4 protein-coding genes and 1 pseudogene are annotated in these 2542 nt (G+C 64.7%); 2 read left to right on the forward strand and 3 right to left on the reverse strand.

Translation table 11 applies throughout. From position 1 onward, the window contains the following. The 3 genes from ABXG85_RS12840 to ABXG85_RS12850 form a co-directional block, all read right to left on the reverse strand. Positions 1-198: oligosaccharide flippase family protein (locus ABXG85_RS12840; protein ID WP_353513996.1), on the reverse strand; the 198-nt coding region annotated here is incomplete at its 3' end. Next, positions 164-388 (reverse strand): hypothetical protein, encoded by a 225-nt coding sequence (locus tag ABXG85_RS12845; RefSeq protein ID WP_353513997.1) that lies wholly within the window; start codon positions 386-388, stop codon positions 164-166. The genes ABXG85_RS12845 and ABXG85_RS12840, both read right to left, overlap by 35 nt. Then, on the reverse strand, positions 385-630 hold the full coding sequence (locus ABXG85_RS12850; RefSeq protein ID WP_353513998.1) for a hypothetical protein: 246 nt from the start codon (positions 628-630) through the stop codon (positions 385-387). The genes ABXG85_RS12845 and ABXG85_RS12850 overlap by 4 nt, the downstream gene beginning before the upstream one ends. Before the next feature lie 466 nt (positions 631-1096). On the opposite strand from ABXG85_RS12850, the gene mntR reads away from it, so the two are divergent. Both mntR and ABXG85_RS12860 read left to right on the forward strand, forming a co-directional pair. Then, the gene (gene mntR / locus ABXG85_RS12855) at positions 1097-1753 is read left to right on the forward strand and encodes a manganese-dependent transcriptional regulator MntR (protein WP_353513999.1); all 657 of its coding nucleotides are present in this window, start codon (positions 1097-1099) and stop codon (positions 1751-1753) included. Further along, positions 1750-2380: pseudogene (locus tag ABXG85_RS12860) on the forward strand (beta-eliminating lyase-related protein). The gene mntR and the pseudogene ABXG85_RS12860 overlap by 4 nt, the downstream one beginning before the upstream one ends. Positions 2381-2542: the final 162 nt, after the last annotated feature.

A 2542-nucleotide genomic window follows, 5' to 3' on the forward strand; every position in this document is an offset into this window, starting at 1 on the left:
CGCCAGAACCCCAAAGCCTTCTGGGCGCAAAACTCGAGACAGGTACGGGAGGGTAAGCAAGGGAAAAAGGTAGTTCGCCCCCTGGACAAGGTAGAGATAGAAGAGGTTCCGACCGGTCCCGGAGTGCAAGAGGAGGCCAATAAAGCGGCGCAAGCGGCCTGCGCTAAGAATGGCCCACCACCCCCCGGAAGTAGGCAATGGTCAGCCTAAGCCCCTCCCGCACAGGGGTGCGGGGCTCCCAGCCCAAAAGCCTTTTGGCCAAGGTGATGTCTGGCCGCCGTTGTCTGGGGTCGTCCTGGGGCAAGGAAAGAAAGACGATAGAAGAAAGGCTTCCGCCAAACTCCCTTGAGCTCACGTAGCCCCCACCCACCACCGCCACCCGTTTCATAGCTCCTCCCCCAACGCCGCCATATCCCGCAACACCTCCTTTAGTCTAGCCACTTGGTCCTTACGGGCGATGAGGGTGACCTTGCCTTCCCGCACGATGACCAGGTCCTCCAAGCCAATGGTGACGATGACCTCGTCCCCACCCCTCCCCAAAGCCAGAGGGTGGAGGGTGACAAAGGGGAAGTCCTGGGCGATCACCCCCCGGAATCCCTCGGTGCCGAAGCGAACGGGCGCGGACGTCATCGGCGAAAGCTTAGCACATCTACCTTGCGTCTTGGGTGCAATTCAGACATGACCGCCATCCATCCCACGGGGTAGATATAGGCCTCGGACTCCACGCCCGGCATCCGCCTACGTGCCCCTTCCAAGCCCAAGCACCCGCAATACCTCTTCCCCACAATCCTTTACCGCCTTGGACCCTGTGGGTCTCCAAAGCGCCCCCCCGGAACCTTCCTCAAAGCGAAGGGGAATGGGGAGCAGGGGGAAGCAAGTGCGGGGTGCGGGTCTACCTGCACCTGTGGGAGGGGGTACGACCTTTCCTGAGGCAGGTACGTGAGGACACAGCCGTTTTACTGCTTGGAGAGGCATACGGTGTTGGAAGCTTTCTCCTTTCTTCATCCTCTCGGAGCCGTTAAGACTGCGAGACCCTCTTTTGAAGTTCAGGGGCGATTCAGGCTATACTAGCCTAAGCTGAGCGTCCCGGAACCCTATGCCGCGACCTCAACTTTCCGAAGCCCAGGAAGATTACCTGAAGAACCTCCTCCTCTTGGAGCTCGAGGGCCAGACACCGGTTTCCACCCAGGCCCTAGCCACCCGCATGGGGGTTCGCCCCCCCTCGGCCACCGAGATGCTAAAGAAGCTAGCCCTTCTCGGCCTTGTGGACCACCAGCCTTACCAGGGGGCAAGCCTGACCCTTGCCGGGCGGAAGGTAGCCCTAGAAGTCCTGCGCCACCACCGCCTCCTCGAGGCCTACCTGCACCAGGCCCTGGGTTTCGGCTGGGAAGAGGTGCATGAGGAAGCCGAGCGCCTGGAACACGTGATCAGCGAGGCCTTTGAAGCCCGCATCGCCGAGCTCCTGGGCCACCCCCCCTTTGACCCCCACGGGGACCCCATCCCCACCCAGGACCTGGCCCTGCCCGAGGCGCCCGCCACACCCTTGGCCGAGGCCCCGCTGGGAGAGGTGCGGGTGGTGCGGGCCTTGGTCCAAGACCCGGGTACCCTGAACCTCCTGGCCCGGCTCGGCCTGGTGCCGGGCGCCCGTCTGCGGGTCCTGGAGCGGCACAACGGGGTGCGGGTGGCGCTGGGACAGGAGGTCTTCCTCCTACCCCCAGACCTCGCCGCTGCCGTAGGGGTGGAGGCGGCATGAGGACCATAGACCTGCGGAGCGACACCCTCACCCGGCCCACCCCGGCCATGCGCCGGGCCATGGCCGAAGCGGAAGTGGGGGACGACGTTTACGGGGAGGACCCCACGGTGAACCGCCTCCAGGCCATGGCGGCGGAGCGGCTCGGTTTTGAAGCAGCCCTCTTCCTCCCCACGGGAACCATGGCCAACCTTCACCACGGTCATGGTTTCCCTCTCCAAAGGGCTCGGGGCCCCGGTGGGAAGCCTGCTCCTCCTCCCTAAGGCCCTCTTGCCCGAGGCGTTGCGCTACCGCAAGCTCCTGGGCGGCGGTTGGCGCCAAGCGGGGGTCTTAGCGGCGGCGGGAATGGTGGCCCTCAACGAGGGCCCTGCGCACCTGGCACGGGACCACGAGATGGCCCAGGCCTTGGCCCGGGGGCTTTTCCGCCTGGGGTTTGCGGTGGACGTGCAAGCGGTGCAGACCAACATGGTCTACCTAAGCGTGGAAGAGCCGCAAGACTTCCTGGCGCAACTGAGGGCCCAAGGCATCCTGGCCGGGGCAGTAGGGGGGCGGGTGCGCTTCGTCACCCACCGGGACCTCCGCGACGAGGACATCCCGGAGGCCCTACGGCGGATCCAGGCTCTCCGCTAAAGCGCCCGGTAGACCTGGGTGCGGAAGGCGTGTTGCAGCCTAAGTGCCAACCCTGTATTATCTCAACATGGCAGCCCCTCTTCGGATCCAACTGACCCCGGAGGAGGACCGGCTCCTCCTGGAGCTCTCCCTGGACCCAAAGACCCACAAGAAGACCCGCCT

This window comes from Thermus sp. LT1-2-5 (genome assembly GCF_040363165.1).
GTDB lineage: Bacteria > Deinococcota > Deinococci > Deinococcales > Thermaceae > Thermus.